The organism is Paenisporosarcina cavernae (genome assembly GCF_003595195.1).
Lineage (GTDB): Bacteria > Bacillota > Bacilli > Bacillales_A > Planococcaceae > Paenisporosarcina > Paenisporosarcina cavernae.
The window spans coordinates 769,984-790,948 of record NZ_CP032418.1 but is presented as its reverse complement, the minus strand read 5'-3'; the positions used below and the strand labels follow the sequence as shown (position 1 = coordinate 790,948).

General features: G+C 37.7%; 22 protein-coding genes. 5 read left to right on the top strand and 17 right to left on the bottom strand.

What is annotated here, in order from left to right; genetic code table 11:
- Positions 1-94 precede the first annotated feature (94 nt).
- Positions 95-532 carry a YkyB family protein gene (locus D3873_RS03965; RefSeq protein WP_119882813.1) on the top strand — a complete coding sequence of 146 codons (438 nt, stop codon included), beginning with the start codon at positions 95-97 and terminating at the stop codon, positions 530-532.
- 41 nt (positions 533-573) lie between these two features.
- Here the strand turns inward: D3873_RS03965 and D3873_RS03960 are convergent, their stop codons facing one another.
- From D3873_RS03960 to D3873_RS03925, 8 genes are all read right to left on the bottom strand, one after another.
- Complete coding sequence (locus D3873_RS03960; protein WP_119882812.1) at positions 574-1,479, bottom strand: chemotaxis protein; 906 nt, start codon at positions 1,477-1,479, stop codon at positions 574-576.
- A gap of 42 nt (positions 1,480-1,521) precedes the next feature.
- A complete protein-coding gene (locus D3873_RS03955) occupies positions 1,522-2,844 on the bottom strand; it encodes an MFS transporter (RefSeq protein WP_119882811.1) in 1,323 nt (440 codons plus the stop codon).
- 22 nt (positions 2,845-2,866) lie between these two features.
- Positions 2,867-3,739, bottom strand: coding sequence for an NAD(P)-dependent oxidoreductase (locus D3873_RS03950; RefSeq protein WP_119882810.1), 873 nt, complete (start codon positions 3,737-3,739; stop codon positions 2,867-2,869).
- Between the two features lie 179 nt (positions 3,740-3,918).
- Positions 3,919-5,157, bottom strand: coding sequence for a hypothetical protein (locus D3873_RS03945; protein ID WP_119882809.1), 1,239 nt, complete (start codon positions 5,155-5,157; stop codon positions 3,919-3,921).
- Entirely contained in the window at positions 5,154-6,302 is a 1,149-nt protein-coding gene (locus D3873_RS03940; RefSeq protein WP_238473841.1) for a DUF58 domain-containing protein, read from the bottom strand. Before D3873_RS03940 ends, D3873_RS03945 begins: the two co-directional genes overlap by 4 nt.
- Positions 6,302-7,240, bottom strand: coding sequence for an AAA family ATPase (locus tag D3873_RS03935; RefSeq protein WP_119882807.1), 939 nt, complete (start codon positions 7,238-7,240; stop codon positions 6,302-6,304). The genes D3873_RS03940 and D3873_RS03935 overlap by 1 nt, the downstream gene beginning before the upstream one ends.
- A gap of 205 nt (positions 7,241-7,445) precedes the next feature.
- Positions 7,446-7,622, bottom strand: a complete 177-nt coding sequence (locus tag D3873_RS03930) for an aspartyl-phosphate phosphatase Spo0E family protein (RefSeq protein WP_119882806.1) — start codon at positions 7,620-7,622, stop codon at positions 7,446-7,448.
- A 123-nt stretch (positions 7,623-7,745) separates the two neighbouring features.
- Positions 7,746-7,931, bottom strand: coding sequence for a hypothetical protein (locus D3873_RS03925; RefSeq protein ID WP_119882805.1), 186 nt, complete (start codon positions 7,929-7,931; stop codon positions 7,746-7,748).
- A gap of 126 nt (positions 7,932-8,057) precedes the next feature.
- On the opposite strand from D3873_RS03925, the gene D3873_RS03920 reads away from it, so the two are divergent.
- Together D3873_RS03920 and D3873_RS03915 are read left to right on the top strand one after the other, a co-directional pair.
- A complete protein-coding gene (locus D3873_RS03920) occupies positions 8,058-8,672 on the top strand; it encodes a CPBP family intramembrane glutamic endopeptidase (protein WP_119882804.1) in 615 nt (204 codons plus the stop codon).
- A gap of 52 nt (positions 8,673-8,724) precedes the next feature.
- Entirely contained in the window at positions 8,725-9,390 is a 666-nt protein-coding gene (locus D3873_RS03915) for a DUF8580 domain-containing lipoprotein (protein WP_119882803.1), read from the top strand.
- A 181-nt stretch (positions 9,391-9,571) separates the two neighbouring features.
- Here the strand turns inward: D3873_RS03915 and D3873_RS03910 are convergent, their stop codons facing one another.
- Both D3873_RS03910 and D3873_RS03905 read right to left on the bottom strand, forming a co-directional pair.
- Complete coding sequence (locus D3873_RS03910) at positions 9,572-10,018, bottom strand: MarR family winged helix-turn-helix transcriptional regulator (protein WP_119882802.1); 447 nt, start codon at positions 10,016-10,018, stop codon at positions 9,572-9,574.
- 43 nt (positions 10,019-10,061) lie between these two features.
- Positions 10,062-11,519 carry a PAS domain-containing sensor histidine kinase gene (locus D3873_RS03905; protein ID WP_119882801.1) on the bottom strand — a complete coding sequence of 486 codons (1,458 nt, stop codon included), beginning with the start codon at positions 11,517-11,519 and terminating at the stop codon, positions 10,062-10,064.
- A gap of 168 nt (positions 11,520-11,687) precedes the next feature.
- On the opposite strand from D3873_RS03905, the gene D3873_RS03900 reads away from it, so the two are divergent.
- Both D3873_RS03900 and D3873_RS13335 read left to right on the top strand, forming a co-directional pair.
- Complete coding sequence (locus D3873_RS03900) at positions 11,688-13,397, top strand: B12-binding domain-containing radical SAM protein (protein ID WP_119882800.1); 1,710 nt, start codon at positions 11,688-11,690, stop codon at positions 13,395-13,397.
- A 64-nt stretch (positions 13,398-13,461) separates the two neighbouring features.
- Positions 13,462-13,659, top strand: coding sequence for a hypothetical protein (locus D3873_RS13335; protein WP_162920134.1), 198 nt, complete (start codon positions 13,462-13,464; stop codon positions 13,657-13,659).
- A gap of 45 nt (positions 13,660-13,704) precedes the next feature.
- Here the strand turns inward: D3873_RS13335 and D3873_RS03890 are convergent, their stop codons facing one another.
- The 7 genes from D3873_RS03890 to D3873_RS03860 form a co-directional block, all read right to left on the bottom strand.
- Positions 13,705-15,054 (bottom strand): TrkH family potassium uptake protein, encoded by a 1,350-nt coding sequence (locus D3873_RS03890; RefSeq protein WP_119882798.1) that lies wholly within the window; start codon positions 15,052-15,054, stop codon positions 13,705-13,707.
- 92 nt (positions 15,055-15,146) lie between these two features.
- The gene (locus tag D3873_RS03885; protein WP_119882797.1) at positions 15,147-16,232 is read right to left on the bottom strand and encodes an anti-sigma-I factor RsgI family protein; all 1,086 of its coding nucleotides are present in this window, start codon (positions 16,230-16,232) and stop codon (positions 15,147-15,149) included.
- Between the two features lies 1 nt (position 16,233).
- Positions 16,234-16,989, bottom strand: coding sequence for an RNA polymerase sigma-I factor (sigI, locus tag D3873_RS03880; protein ID WP_119882796.1), 756 nt, complete (start codon positions 16,987-16,989; stop codon positions 16,234-16,236).
- A gap of 102 nt (positions 16,990-17,091) precedes the next feature.
- Positions 17,092-17,940 carry a hypothetical protein gene (locus D3873_RS03875; RefSeq protein ID WP_119882795.1) on the bottom strand — a complete coding sequence of 283 codons (849 nt, stop codon included), beginning with the start codon at positions 17,938-17,940 and terminating at the stop codon, positions 17,092-17,094.
- 184 nt (positions 17,941-18,124) lie between these two features.
- Positions 18,125-18,880 (bottom strand): TerC family protein, encoded by a 756-nt coding sequence (locus tag D3873_RS03870; RefSeq protein ID WP_119882794.1) that lies wholly within the window; start codon positions 18,878-18,880, stop codon positions 18,125-18,127.
- Between the two features lie 24 nt (positions 18,881-18,904).
- Complete coding sequence (locus D3873_RS03865; RefSeq protein WP_119882793.1) at positions 18,905-19,606, bottom strand: TerC family protein; 702 nt, start codon at positions 19,604-19,606, stop codon at positions 18,905-18,907.
- A 271-nt stretch (positions 19,607-19,877) separates the two neighbouring features.
- Positions 19,878-20,960 carry an SDR family oxidoreductase gene (locus D3873_RS03860; RefSeq protein WP_119882792.1) on the bottom strand — a complete coding sequence of 361 codons (1,083 nt, stop codon included), beginning with the start codon at positions 20,958-20,960 and terminating at the stop codon, positions 19,878-19,880.
- Between the last annotated feature and the right edge of the window lie 5 nt (positions 20,961-20,965).

The following is a 20,965-nucleotide window of genomic DNA, read 5'->3' as shown; positions in this document are numbered from 1 at the left end:
ATTAGCTTCCTTCAAAAATACTTTGTCATACATGGTAAATATTGATATGATGGAAATAATTGAAATCTCAGAATTTTTCTAAAGGAGGGGTTCAATGATTACAGGCCCAACAAACAACGATCTTGCCACAGCCATTTACACGATAAACCGACATGCCAAAACAGCACCGGATAACCGCTATTTATATGAACTGAAACGGTTAGCAGTCGAAAAAATGATTGGGACTGGTAGAGCAAAAAAAATGGGAATGCATTTTGTTAAAAATCCAAAACTAAGTAGACAACAGTCTGCTGTATTGGTTAAATGTGGCGATTATTTCTTTCATTTATTACCGAAAAAAGAAGATTTTCAACAACTACCCCACCTTGGTAAATTAGATGACCATTACCGAAATCCAAAACAACATATGAGTTTAAGCACCGCAAAAAAATTATTAAGCACTTATACCGGGTATCATAACCCTATTTCTCCTAAACATACATCTTCTAAAAAAAAGCCGATGTCCTTTACAAGTAACTATTTAGATCGTTAAAAAAATCCCAATTCCTGGTAAAAGGAGTTGGGATTTTGTTTTTATAAAATATACTGATCGATTTTCATCACAAGCTCAGCAATTTCTGGTTTCGATACTTGTTCTTGTGCTCCGACTTGTTCTCCTTTATGACGAAGATCATTCGTAATAAGACTAGAGAAAATGAGTACAGGAAGTTTTTCTAGCCTCGCATCATCCTTAATCTTCCGAGTAAGGGTGTGACCGTCCATTCTTGGCATTTCAATATCGGTGATGACTAATTGCACATGCTCGGCGATATCAGACTTCGTGTTCACAATCGATTCTAAATAAGAAAAAGCATCTTCTCCATTTTCAAAAAAAGTAAGATGGCTATATCCTGCTGCATCAAGTGTTTCTTGAATAAGCTTTCGCAGTAAAGGTGAATCCTCTGCTACAAGAATACTTTTCGACGAACGTTCTCTTGGTCCAAGCTTCGTAATATCTCCTACTTGAATACCAGTAGACGGATTAATATCCACAATAATTTTTTCAAAATCTAACAGTAGAAGCATTTCTGCTCCCATTTTTATCACGCCAATGATTTGAGAGCTAGCTCCCTGATACATTTCGGAAGGTTTCTCAATATCATTCCATGTAAATCGATGTATTTTTGACACTTGATCGACGTGAAAAATAACTCGCTGACCATTGAATTCGGCAACGATGAACTTTTGTTCATTTTCTGGGGAATGAAAAGCCGTTCCCAGTACATTTGCCATATTCACTACTGGTAGAACTTCTCCACGGAGTTGAACAATTCCCTCAATATGATCATGGGAATGCGGAATCATCGTTAGTGGAAGCGGTTGAAGAATTTCCTTTACTTTGATGACATTGATGCCATACGCATTCTTCCCAACTTTAAACTCCACTAATTCTAATTCGTTTGTTCCACTTTCTAATAATATCCCTTGCTTGTTTTCCACGACTACACCTCTACTTCATACCAAAAATAACGTTCTATCTTATTAATCGGCTAATCCTTCTATTTTTTCATCCGATTTCACTCGTAAATGAATAATTAATCCAATTAGCGTCATTAAAATCATCGTCGACAATGCAATACGACTCGCTGTCGTTCCTAAATGTTGTAGTTGGAAAGTAATCGTCCCGTAGATTGTAGGTCCAATAATGGAGGAAACCTTGCCAGAGAACGCAAACAAACCAAAAAATTGTCCTCGTTTTTCTTCTGGAGAAAGTTCAATAATTAGTGTACGCGAGGTTACCCACATGGAACCTAACGAAATACCTACTAAACTTCCTGCAATCCAGAACATGCCCTGTGAAAAAGCAAAAACGGCAATCGTCAAGGAAATTATCATCAGAATCGCGACGATGGTAACACCATTTTTCGCGCCAATTCGTTTCGTAATATAACCGAAGACAAACGAGCCTATAACACTGGAAATCGTCGATACTAAATACAGAATGATAAACTGTCCCGACGTAAAGCCGACAATCGCTGTCGCATAAATTGCCATCATCGCAATAGTTGTTGCTATTGCGTCATTGATAAAGAAATACGCAACCATGAATGTAAAAATAGATTTATACGAACGCATATCTTGAAACGTTTTGATAATTTCTTTATATCCCTCAAAGAATGACCGACGTTTTCGCTCACTCTTAGGAATGACTTGATCCTTATTAATAAAGAAAAGTGGCAAAGAGAATAACAAATATAAAATTGCAGTAGGAATAAACGCTCGATAATAGTCTCCATCACTCACTAATAAATACACTAACAAACCAACAATTGTTCCAAGGTAGCCAACAGCTACTCCAAACCCCGAAATTAGTGGCATTTCTTCCCTTGTTCCTAAATCACTCATCATTGAATCATAAAAAACTAAACTAGAATTGAAGAAAAACTTCGCAATAACAAAACTGATTACAACTAAGGCATACGATAGTGGAACTCCCCATAACAGAGCATCTGTTTGAAAACCACCAAATACACCCATCATAAATGTCGCGAAAATAGATATAGAAGCGAACCAAACAATAAATCGTTTTTTATACCCTGTCGTATCAATCCATACCCCGAACAATGGGGAAAAGATAACTAAGAAAAAACTGGCCACAGCATTTGCATACGAAACAAAGGTACTAGCAACTTGTTGTCGTACCTCACTCGTCCCTAATACTTCGTCCGTATAAAAAGGGAAAAATACCGTATTAATATTGGACGAAAAAATCGTATTAGCAAAGTCATAAAATGCCCAAGAAAGAATTGGTAATGTTAAGTAGAGAGCCCATGGGCTTTTCGGTTTAGTAGTAGTAGAATTCATTTCTCACACCCCCGTGTATGAATTACGATTGATAATATTTAATGAAACTTTGTGTTCCTTCGTTTTCCAATCCTTGTTCTGCCAACTCTAAATACATGTTGTATACCATTTGAAGTCCTGGTAATCTCAACTCCATTTTTGCGGCTTCTTCTAATGCTATTCTCATATCTTTAATAAAATGCTTCATAAAAAATCCTGGAGCGAAATCTTCTTTTAACATGCGTGGTGCTAAATTAGATAGAGTCCAAGAACCTGCCGCTCCACCAGTTATGGAGGAGAGGACCGTTTCGGAATCTAAACCAGCAGCTTTTGCATACGTAATTGCTTCGCATGCTGCAATCATGGTTCCTGTAATGCCAATTTGGTTTGCCATTTTTGTGTGTTGTCCAGAACCTGCTTTTCCTTGATACACAATTGTAGAACCAAATAATTCAAATAACGGATAAATCGTTTCAAATACTTCTTTCTCTCCACCGACCATGATAGATAACGTTCCATTTTGTGCTCCAATGTCTCCACCGGAAACGGGTGCATCAAGAGAAGAAATTCCTTTTTTCTTCGCATCATCAAATAATTGACTAGCAAGTGTTGGGGTTGAAGTAGTTAAATCCACGACAATCGAATCTGCTCCTAAATTGGCAAAAATACCTGTTTCACCGTAATATACTTCTTCAACATCCTTTGGGTACCCTACCATCGTGAAAACAAGTTCTGCGTTTTTTGCAGCTTCTCCAGGTGTGTTTGCCCATGCAATTCCTAAATCTAATAAGTCATTTGCCTTCTCTTTTGTACGTGTATAAATGGTGATATCATGTCCTTCTTTATGTAAATGCTTGACGATACTTTTTCCCATGACACCTGTTCCAACAAATCCGATTTTCCATTGTTTTGTCATCGCAACTTCCTCCTAAGTATTCTGATAACTTCTTCTTATAGTTTAGCAGAGAAAAAGTTCGATAGACGAAAAAAGGCAAAAAAAAGTAGGACGCATTCCTACGAGGAATAACGTCCTAAAAAAGGGGGAAATGAGAATGTTGCTGTGTTCTTTATTATTATCCCCACATCAAACACCATTTAAACATCTTTTCGAAAAAAATTTTTTATTTTTTTTAATTCCTCAAAAAATCGGTCCGCTTTTTCATGTGCGACGGATCCTGATCGATATCGAGCTTCTTCATATAAATGAAAAAAGGAGGATTCTACTTTCCAACTTTCACGTCCAAACCATTCCTTGACCGTTTCACTGCTGGATCGATAATAACCGTATTGCATCGCTTCTTGTTCGAAAGCACGATACGCTTCTCGAATTTCATTCAACGACACATCATACGTCGAAACATATTGCGCATCCTCTTGCACTTTCACATGATGGGTTTCCTGATGGATATCGGAAGAATCCTGTTGAGAAAGCAAGGAATTGTCATCCGAAACTGGCTCGCGATTTTTCCAATATCGATAAAAAATCACAACTAGCAAAAGAATACCGACTGTGACTCCGATTCCGGTAAATGGAATCGTAGATGGATCGAGTAATGTTGGCGCCTCATAATCCGTCATTTCAAAAGTGCCTTGCACTGGTTTCTTCAAACCACTCGCTTTCTGAGGATCGATTAAACTTACAATCCATAAACGAATAGCGTCTCCTATTTTACCAATAAACGAAAATAAACCGACAAATACTCCACCTGTGAGTTGAAAAAATCCTTCTATAAGCGATTTGCTAAACAAGAGGAGCAGCACACAGATAACGACAAGGAAACTTAAAGCTCCTCCCAACAGTTTCAACACAGGGAAAATATCAAGTGTCGTAGATTCTTTCGCAACGAGCCCATTTTCCACAATCTTAAAACTCACAAATATCACAATTGCCAGAGCAGTAATGATAATAAAATCGATTTGCTCCCCGTGGAAAGGTAAAAAAGTAGCAAGTAAACTTCCAACAATAAATGCACTAAATAATAAACTAATCTGGACACCATCATTTGTTTGATCAAAATCAGGTGTAGTTAAACGACTCACTGCTCTCCAAATGGAAAAGAACATACATAAAAAGATCATCCAAATGGGTGCAGAAAGGAAGAAAAGCAAACTATAAACAAGGATAATTATACCCGTAGAGATAGCGATAGAGCCAAATCCTAGTTGTTTCGTGATTAGTACAAAGAAGCTAATGATGAATAACCCGGCTAAGAATAAATACGGGAACCTTACCGATGTTTCATTGCCAACAAATATTAGAAAATAAGCAAACAAAAAATGATCGTTCATAAATGCGGCGACTGAACGAAAATTCTCTGAAAATCGTTTTTTCATCGTATTTTCACTCCTTCGTCAACAAGTACAAATTCCACCCTAGATGATTTTTTCCACTTATCAAAGAGGGTATCTGAACTTTTGGTACCAAAAACTTGAATAAAATGCGCTTGTCGATTGTGCCCATCCAAATGGCGAAGCATTTGACTAAATGGAATGGTCACATCATTTTGAGAAAGTACAGCAAGTAACTCAAGCGCTCGACGGCGATGAATCTCCCCTGTTCCAATTGGCAAGTAAACATAAGGTGATGAGCCATACGCTCGAACGTTAATAGCTAATGAAAATGGTATCGCAGTTTGAAAATAATGTTCAATATAAGAAGCTGCTTCTTCTAACAGTGCCTCCAAATACGGAACGATCGAATAGGAATCCGCGACATTTACAACAAGAAGAACGGATTCATTTGCCACTTGATTAAATACTTTTGTTTGTAAACTGCCAGTTCGCGCCGTCGCATTCCAATGAATATGATTTAATTGATCACCTGCTGCATACTCTCTTGTTCCTACTGGTGAAAACAAATCAACATACAGGGATGGCTGAAAATCGTACTCGCCAGGTTTTTTTGGAGTTGGGAATCGTTTTGTATGTAATGGCTTAATCGACGGAAAGACCATTTGTTGCTTCGAAATAAAAGGTTCAAAATGTAAGTACACCATGCCCTCTCCAAATAGATGAGGAATCGCAATTTCAAGCTTTTGGATGCGAGTAATACCGCGTTTCTCCCCTTTTAAAGGAATAGTCACTACTACTTCCTTTTTTGTCCCAATGGAAAATGGCACAACGATTTCATACTCTTTCCCCGATGGTTTTGTACCGTTGTTAGTTAATGGAGAAACAACATCGGAAAAGGTTAACCGGATCGTTCCATTCCAAATAGGTAACCCATTGTTCTGAAAGGTTAGTTTCCAAGCAGATTCAGAACCCGCCACTAAATAAGATCGTTCGGGCAAATTATGCAAAAGAAGTTTCGATCCAACTTGTTCAAAATATTTTTTTTGCGCATATGTAATGAATGCAATTAGCACTAATAAGGATGCAACCCATGTTTTACCAAATAGCAAGAACAGTATTCCAAAGACAGTACTAATGGTGAATACTACCGAAGTAGCTTGTAAACCTGTCGTCTCTCGCTTCCACATCACGAAATAGATGCCTCCACAGGAGCATCGACCGTTTCTAAAATAGCTTGAATAATTGCTTCTGGAGTATGAAGTAGCATGCCCTCTGCTGTTAAAAGAATGCGATGTGTCGCTAAATAAGGGAACACAAATTTCACATCATCTGGTGTGACGAAATTTCTCTCATGTAAAAAAGCTGCTCCTTGTGCTGCAAGGATTAGCGCAATAGCAGCACGCGAACTAAGACCTAATTCTATGTAAGGATTTTGACGTGTTTCCTGCACTAATTTCACAACATAGGTTTCAATATCTTCGTGAACCTCTACCTTTTGAACATCCTCCTGCCATTTCTGCACTTCTTCTTGGGAAACAATGGATTGAACGTGATTTTCTTCTGGTTTTATTCGGAATGAACGAACGATTTCTACTTCTTCCGAAAAAGTAGGATAATTCATCCCAATCCGGAACATAAAGCGATCTAGTTGAGCAGCTGGTAATGGAAATGTACCTTGCTGGGATTCCACAGGATTCTGTGTCGCAAGCACCATAAATGGTTTCGGTAACTTTAACGTTTCCCCATCAATGGTGACTTGTTTTTCTTCCATCGATTCCAACAAACTTGATTGTGTTCTTGGCGTAGCACGATTAATCTCGTCTGCCAGTAAAATATTCGACATCACTGGTCCTGGACGAAGTACAAACGACTGACTCTTAGGATCAAAATAATGAATACCGGTAACATCGGACGGTAAAACATCTGGAGTAAACTGAACGCGTCTAAATGCGCCTTCAAAAGCTGCTGCAAATGATTTAGCCATCATCGTTTTACCGGAACCAGGTACACTTTCTAATAACACATGTCCCCCTTGCAAAAGTGCAATGGTCATCAAGTCGAATTCTTTCTCTCTACCAACAATTGTTTGTTTTAAATGATGTTGAAATGTTTGAAGTGTGTTCATGTTTTTCCCCCTGTAAATCGTTATTTTTTTGTGCCAGAATGGTAGTTTTTTTCAATCAAGTAATTAGAAACTGTTTGAATAATGAGAAAAATTATTCGAAAAAATTTTGACTTCCTAACCTTTTGTGAAGCTCCATGTCTGCTACCGTTACACCCTTATCGGTTTGTAGAGTAATAATGACCACGCAAAAAAGCTAAGGATGCCCTTAGCTTTTAGACATGTTAGAGGAAGAAAAAGTTCCTTCAAATTGGTATTTATTTAATAAGGCATCTAATTTTTCACTCAGTCGAATCGTTTCTTCATCATTGATACCTCTAGTATTTGCAGACTCGATCATTTCTTCTCTAGTTTGTTCTACTTTTGACAATAGAATTTCAGACATAAGAAATCTCCTTTCTGCATACCATCCTACACCTTATTATACAGTATTTAGGAATATTCTACACAGAAGAATTACGACAAAATGTGACAAAACACTACATACCGATACCTCTTTATCTTTGATTTAGCTTCGCGGGTCATTCTCGTAATAGTATGTAACAGTCCCACCTTGTTCTGCTACTCCTCGAAAATGTTTCATATCCTCTCTGGCGAGAAGTACCAATCGAAAAGCCATAAATTCTTCTTTTGGAATAAATAAAGAAGCAATTTTCCCTTCTTTCAATTGGGTAAGTTGTTCTTCGTAATTCACCGAATCACTCCTCTCACACTTTATCTGTCGAAAAGTCTTTACGAATACCTCTATATCATGGAAAATAGAAGGCATGGATACCTTCATTTTGTCCTATATTGTAAATGAATGCAAGGAGGTGGAACGATGGTTCAAAACGTTCAATGGAAAATGTGGATGCTCGTCATTCCACTAGCATTCGTATTGTTGTTTTTTGTTTTTTCAACAAGCGAGATATTTTGGTACATGTATACATTTGCAATGTTATTATTAATGGCCATTTCGTATTTAAATAGTTCTTTTAAAGATGAAGTGCAAACTTGGGAGTTTCTCGTATTTGGAATTGGATATGGTACACTAACATACGGAATCATTGCAGCTGGGTATTACCTTCTTTCTTTTGTAACCCCTGCGGTTCCAACATCCGTTGAGACGTTTCTCGAAAGTTATGGTCCAACAACCGTTTGGCATTACTTGTTACTGATGCTCATTATCGCTCCGGGTGAGGAACTTTTTTGGAGAGGGTACGTTCAGCAAAAGTTAAAAGAAATGATGAGTCCTTTTTTAGCAGTAACAGTCTCATCTATCTTGTTTGGTCTATCAATGGCATTTAGTGGATTTTGGTTAGGGGTTCTTGCTGCCATTTTCTCCGGTTTCTTTTGGGGACTCTTGTATGAGTGGAAAAAAAGTATGCCTCTACTTATTATTGCCCATATCACAATGACCATCTTACTATTTCTAGTTTTACCGCTTCATACGTGAAACGTTTACATATGTTTACACGTCTAGTTAGTCAAAGGGAGGAAATCACAACATGAAAAAACTACTTTATTTATTCGCAAGTCTAGCATTGGTGCTTAGCGTACTAAGTGCTTGCTCAAATGGAAACACGGAAGATGATAAAAATGAAAATTCGTCTGAAAATGTAACAAAAGATACAGAGAAAGCACCTGATGAAGATACGACGGATCCTGAATCCGATGAAGATGCGGATGTTAGAGGTCCACAACGCACGCTTTCCTATGAAGTAGATGGAGAAACAAAAGAAGAAAATGCAACATTAACGGAAAGTGAAAACCAACCTTACTCCGTGTACTTGCTAGATGATTTCGCACTAACTGGCGAAGAACCTTATAAAGACACGATTTACTGGAAAGAAAATGATGCGATTTTTATGCGTGTTGAAACAATTTCAGACGCAGAAGCAGATTATGAAGTTGTATATGACAATGTAAAAGGTACTGCTGAAGCAGTAGCAATTGCTGTAGAACCGAAAGAAATTAAAGATCCAGAACGTCTTCCACAAGGTCCTGGCATTGAACGTGCAGCGGGTTTTGAAGTTCAGATGGAATTAGGAACTGTCACAAGTTATATTTTCATGCGCGATGGCTTAATCATTCGTACTACTATTTTCGATCGCGATGAATTTAACTTAACGGAAGCATTCTCTGCAATGGCAGAAACAATTGGGGCAAAATAAGATAAACGAACAAAACTCGCTGGGAAAGTACTTCTTTCTCAGCGAGTTTTTTTACGTAAATGTCATCTAATGAAGGGAAACTCTAATTTTTCAACTAGTAGGATAAACTAATTATTCATCTTTATTTCATCAAAAAAAGCATATGACCTCGTTAAAATAAATACGAAGCACATGCTGTTAGTTAATAAGACAAATCTTTAATAGACAGTCCTAATTTTTTTACGAGCTCAATGGCTTGCTCTTTTTCATCTGACGTTAATCCGCTCATTAACTCGTGAATCTGTTTCTCATGTTCCGGAAATAGCTGATCCATAAATGCTTTTCCATCTGAGGAGATTTCCGCAAATGTCACTCGACGATCTGTCGGACAATTTACTCGTTCGATAAATCCTCGTTTTTCCAATTTATCGATGACATATGTGATAGAACCGCTAGCGAGTAAAATTTTTTGTCCGATTTTCTGCAGTGGTTGTTGTCCCTTATGATAAAGCAATTCCATTACAGCAAATTCTGTCGGGTTCATACCATTTTCTTGAAAAAAATGGTTTGTATTTTCATGGAGTGCTTTATACGCTCTAGATAATACGATAAACAGTTTTAATGATTGGGATATTTCTTCGTTTCTCATGAGATCACCTAAATTCTTAAATCTTTTCATCGATTTAAGTATACTACACCCAAGAGTGAACGGTCATTGGTTTTGTCAGATTCTGCTCCATTTCTTCTTTGCCGAACTGATAAACCGGAAAATAAAGATGAAACGCGGAACCCTTTCCAACTTCACTTTCCACTTCAATAGATCCATCATGTTCTTTCATCGTTTGATAGGCATGTGAAAGTCCTAAACCAGTTCCTTGTTCCTTCGTTGTATAAAAAGCAGTGAAGACTTTTTCCATCACTTCTTTACTCATGCCACACCCTTCATCTTGGAACGTTAACTTCACTTGTTGATGTTCTGTGAGTTTTTGTGAGACTCTCAAGTGTCCCCCACTCTTCATCACTTCAATTGCATTTTTAATCATGTTAATAAACACTTTCTTAATTTCCGCTTCTTCACCTAGAATACAATCCGCTTCTTTATTTTGACATTCGTACGTAATTTGAACATTATTCATGTTCGCTTGTGGCGTCATAAACTCGATAATTTGTTCCACAATCGTCGAAATCGACACGAAGTGAAACGATCGATTTTTCGGTTTCGATAATATTAGAAATTCATTTAAAATCGATTCCATGCGCTCAATCTCACTATGGATGATATCTAAATAAGGTTTTCCGTCATCATGAATGGCATCCTCTATCAATTTCGTAAATCCTTTTAGAGACGTAAGAGGATTACGAATTTCATGAGCAATACTCGCCGCCATTTCACCCAGCGTTGATAAGGAGTCCTTATGCGTTAAATCCAGTTCTTTTTTCATTTGAGACGAACGATCTCGTAAAATCGTCACATACGAATTTAGTTCTTCATTGTAATGCGTAGAAAATTCAAGATAATATATTTGTCCATTCGGATGACAATACTTTCGTGTCATTTCTGCTAACTTATGCTGTGACAACAGTTGAAAAAAGTGAAATGTTTCCATTTTTTCTTCTGGAAATAACCGCATCAATAATTGATCGGATTTACCAGATAGCTTAGCAATAGGAATCCCTAGAAGTTTCTCAACCACATGGTTCATCTTGATAATTTGTCCATCTTTTGCAGTGACAATAATACCACTTGGTGAGGCATTCATAATGGCTTCAAAGCTAAGGGGAAATGGATAAACACGACGATTTTGCTTCACTTCTTTTTTATTTCGAAAACGAAGGACAAAATATTCTTGAGATGACTGAAAAATACCTTCGATTAAATAGTCCATGTTGTTTACCGTATCCGTAAACGAACATGAGCATATTTCTTTCTCTGGTTTTTTCATATCTGCAATAAAAGAAATCATGTTGTCTTGTTGACTTTTACAAAGGCGGAGTGGTTTATTTACCTTGATTCTATCACCGAACTCTTTTCCTGCAGCAATATTATAAATTTTAACTTGTAAGTCTTGTCCAATAACAGCAACGGGATCCCTAATATCTTGGAACAAAAAATCGAAAGTTTGATACATTTTATTCCCTAACAACTGCATTCACTACCTTCGTATTAAAATCAAGAAAAAGGAAAATTAAGAAAATTGCACCTAGTTTTGATTATTTCATACTGCTCCTAAAAATGAATAGGTACATGGACTCATATTGTTTGAATTCATAATCCCTGCTAAAATGAAGAAATGCATGAATGGAGTGAACATGGTAAAATGAAAATTTTGTTAACCACCTTAAACGCGAAATATATTCACACTAATCTTGCCTTGAGATGTTTAAAGGTAGGAGTTACCCCACATTACAATCCTCAGATTATCGAGTATACAATTAAAGATCCTTCCATGAATATTGTTTCGGATATTTATCAACGCAAGCCAGATATTGTCGGATTTAGCTGTTATATATGGAATATCGAAGAGACGTTGAAAGTTGCCGAAATGTTGAAGGAAGTTCTACCGAATACGACGATTATTCTTGGTGGTCCGGAAGTGAGTTATGACACACACTACTGGTTAAAATCGAATCCTTTTATTGATTTTGTCCTAATGGGTGAGGGAGAGTTGTCCTTTCTTCAATTTTTGCATTATATGCATGGAAAATTACCAATAGAACAAGTGAACGGACTTGCCTACTTGGTAGATGGAAAATGTAAAATACATCCTCAAGGTCCAAAACTAGATTTACGAACTGCCCCCTCCCCACATCGTTTAGAAGAAGATGTGGCTGAGTTAAGCAAACGTATTGTCTATATTGAAACGAGCCGAGGATGCCCATTCTCATGTCAATTTTGTTTATCCTCTATTGAAGTCGGGGTACGTTATTTCAACCGAGAAACAGTGAAATCGGATATTCGATATTTGATGAAAAATGGCGCAAAAACGATTAAATTTGTCGATCGTACATTTAATATTAGTAGAAGCTATGCCATGGAAATGTTTCAGTTTTTAATAGATGAACATTTACCTGGCGTCGTCTTTCAATTTGAAATAACTGCCGATATCATGCGTCCTGAAGTCATTCAATTTCTGAATGATAACGCACCAAAAGGATTATTCCGATTTGAGATTGGCGTTCAATCGACAAATGATTTAACAAACGAACTCGTGAAACGGAGACAAAACTTTGACAAGTTAACTCGAACTGTCACTATGGTTAGAGATGGAGGCAAAATCGATCAGCACCTTGATTTAATTGCCGGACTTCCTGAAGAAGACTACGCATCATTCCGCGAAACCTTTAATGATGTCTTTGCCCTGAGACCAGAAGAATTGCAATTAGGGTTTTTAAAGTTACTAAGAGGAACTGGACTTCGTATGCAAGCTGATCAGTATGGATACACTTATGTCGACCGTGCTCCGTATGAAATTTTCTCCAGCAATGTCTTAAGCTTTGATGATATGTTGCGAATCAAACAAGCAGAAGATGTTCTAGAAAAGTACTGGAATGCACATCGACTTGATCAAACCGTTACGTATTTAATCGAGCATGTTTTCGACACGCCATTCGACTTTTTCCAACAATTTGGTACCTACTGGGAATCGAGAGGCTGGTCTAGAATCGGACACCAATTAGAAGACCTATTCACTCGACTGGATGGCTTTTTGCAGACACTAAACGGGGTAAACCTTGATATAGTGCACAGTTTAATGAAACTAGATTATCTGACGCATCATAAATTCCAGCCACGAAAACCGTGGTGGCCAAAAGATGTATCCGATGAAAATACCGCATATGTATATGAACTTCTGAAAAATCATGAAATTAGTTCCGCAATATCTGAAAGAGATTTGCATAAACGTACCCTGCTAACTAATTTTTCATTAGATTTAAACGAACTACAACATGGAAATTATAAACCGGCATCCTCTACATTAGTTGCTTACTTTAGTGGAAACGATCAACCACAATTAATGACTTTCTAATTTGGAAACAAAAGCTGCTTCTCTATCAAGATGAATAGAGAAGCAGCTTTTTTATATTCTACAAGTGATTATGTTGGTAGGCGATCGATTCTCTGGCGTAGACGATCGATTCTCAGTTGCACACGATCGATTCTCCGGCGCACCCGATCGATTCTCCGGCGCACACGATCGATTCTCAGTTGCACACGATCGATTCTCCGGCGCACACGATCGATTCTCCGGCGCACACGATCGATTCTCCAACACACTCGATCATAGATGATACCTCAAAATAAAAACGAGCTCTCCTAAGAGGGCTCGTATTGCGTTATCCGATAATAACACGTTCTTTTGGGAAATGGTATTTTGTTTTCTCTGCCCGTCCCCCAATCGTAAAAATGAAAGATATTAAACCGACTCGACCGATAAACATAAGTAGCATAATAAGTACCTTGCCAAATGGTGAAAGATTTGGTGTGACACCAAGTGACATGCCACACGTTCCAAATGCAGAGGTTATTTCGAAAACTAACGATCCAATTGGTATAGTCGGATCAGATATTGTTAATAAGATAGTCGAAATAAGCACCATGAAAATAGCCAAAATAATTACTGCATATGAACGAAACACATCGATTAAATGTATTTCTCTGTTAAAGACTTGGATGTTGTCTTTCCCACGCGCAAAATTGATCAAAAATAGAATTGCGATTGCAAAGGTCGTGGTCCGTATACCTCCACCCACAGAACTGGGAGATGCACCGATAAACATCATAGCACTTACAAACACATTGGTACCTTCACTAAACTGAGTGATGTCGAAAGTAGTGAGACCACCTGACCTAGAAGAAACCGAGTGAAAAATCGAAGCAAAAATAGCTTCGTGCCACTTCATGCCTTTAAAGGAATGAAACGATTCCAATAAATAAATAGCAACACTGCCCACCACTAAGAGTATTCCGAAAGTAACCGTCGTTATTTTGGCAAATAATGAAAACCGGAAATTCGGATGTTTATTGGATAAAAATGCTTTTACTTCTATTAATACTGGGAATCCTATTGCACCTAAAATAATTAGTACCATTACAATAATTTGGACAAAGTAGTCGTTAAAATAAGGAACCAACGATTCGCCTGTAATATCAAAACCACCGTTTGTAGTGGCTGATATCGTTGCGAAGACTCCATTCAATAACGCTTCTGAAAACGAATCGTAATATTTTAAGAAATAAAATGTGAGAATCATTGCACCAATAAATTCAATTAATAATAGGATACGGATAATTTCAATGATTAGATTTACTAACCCAGCAAGCGAATGCTGGTTATGATCCATTTGAATAAGTTGACGTTCTCGCATGCCGATTTTTTTTCCTACCAATAACCACACAAATGTACCTAGTGACATAACGCCAATTCCACCAAGTTGAAGTACCAGCATTAGCATGACAATCCCAAAGACAGAGTAAGTTTCGGAGATATTTACAACGGTTAAACCCGTAACACTGACTGCACTAACTGCCGTAAAAACGCTATCGATAAAAGGTACTTCCACACCTTTTTGATGAGTCCCAGGCAAGTTCAATAAAATAACGGAAATCGCAATCGCGATAAAGTAATACGATACGATCGCTTGTGCTGGTGTCAATTCTTTTACTTTATCTTGCCATCTAGCCACAAGAATCACATCTCCTTCCGTTTAACTCGTATGAACTTATTGTAAAGAAAAAAGACCGCTAATGGAAGCGGTCTTACAGGATTCAATGAAGATTAGTGATTGTGTCCTTTTCCTTTGTCTTGCTTACCGTTATCTTTGTTTTCATTCCAACGATTTTGCTTGTGGTTTTCTCTGTTTCTATTTTTTTCGCCACCATTTTCTTTATGGTGATCGAAAGTGTTGTTATTACGATTAGAAGATGGATTGTTTGATGGAGACTGTTTTTTAGAAGCCTCTTTTTTCACTTGAGAACCATTGTTATGTTTTTTACCATGATTTTCATTATTCTTACCGTTTAATTCTTTTTCTGTTGTCTGGTCTTTTTTTGAGGTTGAAGGTTTGTCCGATTTTCCGTTTGACTTGCTTGAATTGTCATTTGGACCTTTTTTCGGATCTTTTGCTTTTTCTGAACCTTTATTCTCTTTCGTCCCATTAACCGGTTTCTGTTTAACGTCATTTCGGTTTTCTTTCGCTTTTTGATCATCTCTCGATTGATCCTCCGAAATATACGACTGGACAGATACGCCGCGTTCTTTTGCAGCTTCATATTCTTTAAAAGATGCTTCTTCTTTCTCCACTTGCTTTGCAATGGAAGGAAGTTCTGTTTTTGTTTCTTCGATTGCTTCATCTATAGTTGCTCTTAGTGAATCTGCTTCATTGTGAAAAATCGTCGTTACTGTGATTGGGTTCGTTTGTGTTTCTTTTGAGTAGTTCTTCATAATGTCGCTAAGCACACTAGATAGTTGCTCGCCTTTCCAACTTTTCAGTTGTCGAATAAATGCTTCCCCATTATCATCCAAAGCGCTGAAGTGGACTACTTCTCCTTGATCATTTACACCTATTTCAAAACTAGAATCCGCATCAACTTGAATGTAGGCAGAAGCAGTAGATTCGTTTCCAAATAACATCCCAAACACTAACAGTAGAGTGGCTGCTGCAGCTAGAACCGGATAGACCATTTTCCACTTAACCGTTCTGTTTAACATGCTAGTGACAGGTATAAATTCCGTAAACGAACATTCCACGCCGACAATCGGATCATCCATAGATGGAACACCTTTTATAAATCCTCCATCGGACGTGAGGAATACGCTATATTCGTCATGGACTTCTAAAATGATTCCTCTTCCTTTTGTCATGTTACATCCGTCCTTTTAAGTAATCTATTAAATAATGAAGCTCACTGTTTAATAGTAGTGCGATCGCAATGATATATTTACGTTGCCGTTCGAGTGTTTTGCGAGATACCGAAACGAGTTCTTCTAGTTCTTTTAGTGGCAATCTCTTCTTCGTTTGTAAAGTATCAAAAAACTCATCGGTTTCTGCTACAATCTGGGCAATTTGAAAAGCAGTTCTTCTTGCATCTTCGTGAGAAGGAGCAACTTCCGCTAACTGGGAAAAAGATAGTTGGTAAGGCTGCAACATTTCTTCAAATTGGATAATTTGACGTAATCTTTCTTGCTGTTGCTGCTCCGCTGTAAACTGCTCGAAAGCATGTGATGATTCTAAATGAGTAAAAGCATCATTCGCTTCTTCGTCAATGAGCAAGCTGTTTCCAACTGGTTGATCGATTCTTCTAGCTTCTTTACGAATATGGTCGATCAGTTTACGCCGAATCAGCAAATGGGCAAATGTTAAAAAACTAGCATTTTTATCCGTTTCATAACTTATAATGGCATCATGGAAAGCGGACATGGCAATGCTATATTCATCATCAGCTTCCCTAATGTATCGTTTACATACATATGAAGCTGTTTTTTTCATAAAAGCAGTGTGCGAAAGAAGCAATTCATGTAGAACTGCTTCTTCGCCCTGCTTCGCAAGCATTACTTGCTCTTCAACATTCATCTGCTTAGCTGTATTTCGAAACAAATTGTGGATCGTTGCAAGTAACACTGCGTTCACCTCATTTCAACCGATTACTTAATTCTTATCGATTGTACCGACAAATGAGGAAAATGAAAAGAATGTTTCATTTTTCAATTGTGTTACAAATCATTAGTCACGATCTTTTTTACCATGACCTTTTTCACCTGAATGGTGTTCTTTTTTCTCAGCATGTTTCGAAGCATGAGCTTCATGTTTTTCTGCTTTTTTTGCTTCGTGTTCAGCTTTTTTAGCAGCCTTTTTTGCTTCACGTTCAGCTTTTTCAGCTTGTTTTTTTGCTTCATGTTCTGCTTTTTTCTGTGCTTTTAACTCTTCCGCAGCTTCTTTCTTCTTCGCTAACAATGCAGCTAAAGTTGCTTTTTCTTCATCAGTTAAACCATCTTTATCCACTTCAGTTGTAGCTTCAACTGTTTCTTCCGTAACAGGAGTTTCCTCAACAACCTCTGTATCAGTCGTTTCTTCAACCACTGGTTCTTCAACTGCTGGTTCTTCTGTTACTTCTTCAGTTTCTTTTGCAATTTTTGCTTCCCATTTTGCAATAGCACGTTCAATGTTACGTTGAATCGCTGCCTTTGCACGTGGATTGCTAATTTTTTCTAGGTTCATGGATAATGCAATTAAATTGTTTGCAAAATATCCCTCAGGGATTTCGAATGAAAATTCTTTTTCTTCATCCACATCAACTTCATCTTCAGATGCTTCTTCAGTAGTAGTTTCTTCAGTCGCTGTTTCGTCGGAAGTAGATTCCTCCGTCGCTTCTTCTTCAGTAGCTGTTGTGTCATCTGAAACATTTTCTACAGGAGTTTCAAGTTCAACTGTATCGTACTCGACTGTTGACTCGTTCGTGTCAGCAAATGCTGCACCTGCAGTTCCTGTTAATAATGCTGCTGTTAAAATTGCTGTGCTTGATTTTTTCCAGAATTTCATTAACGTCACCTCTAAGAAATTTTTTTGCATCATCAGATGCTCACCCCTTTATTCGTGTTCTTGTCTTTTCTTTGTGGGGGTGTTGGAAAAATTTTCGAAAACGTTTTCAACCTTTTTTACTTTTAACTTCTAGAAAAGCCATAAGATGGGCATTATACAAGTTTTCATTCCAACAAAAAAAGATGCAAGGATTTCTCCTTACACCTTCAATTCATCTCTATTCAACTGCTTTTGCTTGTTTTATACCAATGAAATATCCACCGATAGCAATTCCAAGTAAAACAATCCAAAAGATTAATTTCCACTCCGTTGAGTGAGGAAAATGCGTATCAATGATGGCAAGCTTCGGATGACCTAATGCCATTACGGTAAGTTTAACCCCTACCCATCCAACAATTAAGAACGCCGCTGTTTCAAGTGCCGGGTAATTTGCAAGCAGTTTTACAAACCAATGTGCGGCAAATCGCATGATGATTAACCCGATTATTCCACCTAGAAGCATAACCGTGAATTGTCCGCCATTAATCCCACCAACTTCAAATGAACCAAGCTCTGGTAATGTGACTGCAAGTGCTACTGCTGCAAGCATTGAGTCGATGGCAAACGCAATATCTGCCAATTCAACTTTTAATACTGTCATCCAAAAACCTGAATTTTTCGGCTCTTTTTCAGCCGTCAATTCCGATTTTTTCTTCCTTGAGTCGAGTATATGCTTTATCGATATAAACAGAAGATACGCTGCTCCAATTGCCTGTACTTGCCAGACATTAACGAGAAACGTAATCATGAAGAGTGCTAGGAAACGAAACACAAATGCTCCGAGCAATCCATAAAAAAGTGCTTTCTTTTGTCTTTCTTCCGGTAAATGTTTGACCATTACCGCCATCACGACTGCGTTATCCGCAGCAAGTAAACCTTCTAATAAGATGAGAACTAATAATACCCATCCATATTCGAGTAGAATGGCTTCCACGTCATCTAACTCCTTTGCCCTGTATTAGTGTGTAGGGTGTTCCATTTCATGTGCGGTACTTTCTAATGCTTGTGATTTCTTTCGACCAATAAACACAACCGCTACCACTACTACGGCAATAAACAACCAAGAAAGATACCAGTAAGAAGTGAAGAAGTCATGTAAAAAAGGTTCGTGAGTAATCATTCGAGCAGCTGTAAACGCTAATACTGCTGAGCCGATGTAAATAATAATAGGAAACTTATCAATTAGCTTAATAAACATTGTACTTCCCCAAACCATTATCGGTACACTAATTAATAACCCTAGGACTACCAAAGTATAGTTGTGATTTGCTGCACCGGCTACTGCTAACACGTTATCCAATCCCATTACGGTGTCGGCAATCATTATCGTCGCAACCGCAGAAGCAAGACTTTTGGATGCTTTATGGTCGCCAATTTCGTTATCCTCGACGAGCAACTTATACGCGATCCAGATAAGTATTAATCCACCAACTAATTGCAATCCTGGAATTTTCAATAACCAAACAATCGCAAGTGTAGCTAGAATACGAACGATTACAGCACCTACTGTTCCAATAATAATCGCTTTTTTTCGTTGATGAACGGGTAAATTCTTTGCGGACATCCCGATCACAATTGCATTATCCCCAGCTAACACTAAGTCAATAACAACAATTGACGCTAGTGCGACTAGAAATGACCATGTAAATATATCTGCCATGTTATTCTCTCCTATTCTTGACCAAAATAAAAAGACCCATGCCTAAATAAATAGGCAAAGGTCTTGCTAAGCAAAATTATTTGCTATCATAGCCGATGACGAAGTCATGTAATGACGACTATGAAATAGGTTTCCCTATAGCTACTCCCCTTTGACAAATGTCAAAGTATGAAATTTAATCTTCTTTTATTTTACCACAAATACGGTCAATGTAAACATTCGAACATTGCTTCATCGGATGAACTTGAGCAAAGAGCTATACCAACTAACTCTATTCGATTTTGACATGATATTTTTTATGGTCCTTGTTTTTTACGTAAAATTGCACCATAGGCTCCATCGAGTCGATGAAATCTGCACACGTAATTTCACTATCTTGTAATAACTTTTCTGCAACAGTTGTATCAAACTGCGCATCCCATGTTAAATAATCGAGCGTTTCTTGTTCGACACCGAGCATTTGCCTCACCTTTTTTACCCCTAAACCTGATTTAGCAAGAGCCAGCGGGAAACGTCCTTTCGGGGATTTCCCAGTTACTAACTGCACCATTCTTCGATACACTTCTTCCACAGGATGCGGGTTTGGATCCGTTAAATGGACAGTTTGATGATTTGCTGCTTCTAATTCACTTAAGTAGACCGCCGCTTCCATAATGTAATCAATTGGCACAACATTTATATAGCTCGACGATTTTCCAACGTAAGGAATTACCGGTAATCCTTTTAATCGTTCAATCATATTCAAGAAAAAGTACGGACCATCAAATTTGATCGTTGTACCTGTTTTAGAGTGTCCACGAACTATTCCAGGACGAATAACGGTGGCAGGAATGTTTGCGTATTCTTCTTTCAACATTAATTCCGCTTCAAATTTTGTCTCTTCATAGTAATTTTTAAAAGATTTTGGACGAATTAATTCCGTTTCTTTTAAAAGACCTGTTCTTGTTCCTGCCACATAAGCCGTACTAAAATACATCAGTCGTTTAAGATGTGGAAAATGTTGAATCGTTTCTAATACAGAGGCAGTACCATGAACATTGACTTTCCATGCAATATTTTTTGGAACAGCTAAATCATAAATGGCTGCTAAATGCCAGACGACATCAACTTCTTCTTTTACAAGTCCTAAATCCTCATCCGTTAGCCCCATTTGAAACTGCGTGATGTCTCCTTCTATAAGATGCAGATGGACCGATTCAGGTAACTCCATTTTCGAAATCGTTTCTCTCGCTAAACTCATTTGATTTTCGAGCACTAACAAATAAAATGTCGTCGCTTTTTTCTGGCGAATTAATTCATGAATCAGTTGAGTGGTAATAAACCCTGGAAAACCTGTCATAAATGGTGTTTGCATCCCTA

Coding starts and splice junctions, on each gene's coding strand:
- D3873_RS03915 (WP_119882803.1), top strand. CDS start 8,725: ATGAAAAAACTACTTTATTTATTCGCAAGTCTAGCATTGGTGCTTAGC.
- D3873_RS03920 (WP_119882804.1), top strand. CDS start 8,058: ATGGTTCAAAACGTTCAATGGAAAATGTGGATGCTCGTCATTCCACTA.
- D3873_RS03910 (WP_119882802.1), bottom strand. CDS start 10,018: ATGAGAAACGAAGAAATATCCCAATCATTAAAACTGTTTATCGTATTA.
- D3873_RS03885 (WP_119882797.1), bottom strand. CDS start 16,232: ATGACAAAAGGAAGAGGAATCATTTTAGAAGTCCATGACGAATATAGC.
- D3873_RS03865 (WP_119882793.1), bottom strand. CDS start 19,606: ATGGCAGATATATTTACATGGTCATTTCTAGTCGCACTAGCGTCAATT.
- D3873_RS03930 (WP_119882806.1), bottom strand. CDS start 7,622: ATGTCTGAAATTCTATTGTCAAAAGTAGAACAAACTAGAGAAGAAATG.
- D3873_RS03955 (WP_119882811.1), bottom strand. CDS start 2,844: ATGAATTCTACTACTACTAAACCGAAAAGCCCATGGGCTCTCTACTTA.
- D3873_RS03965 (WP_119882813.1), top strand. CDS start 95: ATGATTACAGGCCCAACAAACAACGATCTTGCCACAGCCATTTACACG.
- D3873_RS03900 (WP_119882800.1), top strand. CDS start 11,688: ATGAAAATTTTGTTAACCACCTTAAACGCGAAATATATTCACACTAAT.
- D3873_RS03860 (WP_119882792.1), bottom strand. CDS start 20,960: ATGCAAACACCATTTATGACAGGTTTTCCAGGGTTTATTACCACTCAA.
- D3873_RS03945 (WP_119882809.1), bottom strand. CDS start 5,157: ATGAAAAAACGATTTTCAGAGAATTTTCGTTCAGTCGCCGCATTTATG.
- D3873_RS03950 (WP_119882810.1), bottom strand. CDS start 3,739: ATGACAAAACAATGGAAAATCGGATTTGTTGGAACAGGTGTCATGGGA.
- D3873_RS03940 (WP_238473841.1), bottom strand. CDS start 6,302: ATGTGGAAGCGAGAGACGACAGGTTTACAAGCTACTTCGGTAGTATTC.
- D3873_RS03875 (WP_119882795.1), bottom strand. CDS start 17,940: ATGATGCAAAAAAATTTCTTAGAGGTGACGTTAATGAAATTCTGGAAA.
- D3873_RS03935 (WP_119882807.1), bottom strand. CDS start 7,240: ATGAACACACTTCAAACATTTCAACATCATTTAAAACAAACAATTGTT.
- D3873_RS03905 (WP_119882801.1), bottom strand. CDS start 11,519: ATGCAGTTGTTAGGGAATAAAATGTATCAAACTTTCGATTTTTTGTTC.